The sequence below is a fragment of the Herbiconiux daphne genome, assembly GCF_024979295.1.
Classification (GTDB): domain Bacteria; phylum Actinomycetota; class Actinomycetes; order Actinomycetales; family Microbacteriaceae; genus Herbiconiux; species Herbiconiux daphnes.
The window spans coordinates 1-571 of sequence record NZ_JANLCJ010000629.1 but is presented as its reverse complement, the minus strand read 5'-3'; the positions used below and the strand labels follow the sequence as shown (position 1 = coordinate 571).

At 40.8% G+C, this 571-nt stretch carries 1 protein-coding gene; it reads right to left on the bottom strand.

Translation table 11 applies throughout. The features are described from left to right. Positions 1-407, bottom strand: a 407-nt coding sequence (locus N1032_RS26840; RefSeq protein WP_259543724.1) for a DUF7211 domain-containing protein, incomplete at its 3' end; no start/stop codon positions are given. Positions 408-571 lie beyond the last annotated feature (164 nt).

The following is a 571-nucleotide window of genomic DNA, read 5'->3' as shown; positions in this document are numbered from 1 at the left end:
AATGCAGTTTTGTATTTACCGCCACCAGCCGATGTATTAATCATAGCGAATGGTATTGCAGCGGCAGTACCAGCAACTATCTTAAGATGTCTATTACGTTTAGCTTTCTGAGCAGCTTTAGCTTCAGCAAAAGGTTGATTGACCAATTCCTTATAGCGTTGCTCTTGTTGCAATCTATTGACACGTTTTGCCAATTGAGCATCTGTAAGTTTACCACGGTTATGATATTCTTTTTTACGTTGAATAGCAAGATTAGCTTCTTTTTGTGCGGAGGTTTTCTCAATCACTTTAGAAGCTCGTTTTGCTGCACGATTAACTGCTCGAGTAGAAGGAGTCTTGGAGCTACCACGAATATGTTTGCCCCATTTCATACCTACTATACCATGATGTTGTAAATTATCTGTCATACGTCAAATCCCGTTCTGGCTCGGATATATGCTTCTAGAGCGGCATCTTCATACCACTTGATAGTAGCGGGTAAGGGTGGGTCGAACATTAACTTGCATTTCAGCCGGACATATTTAATTGCTTCATCTTCTGCTTGATTACGAACAGGTCCAAAGAACTCTTC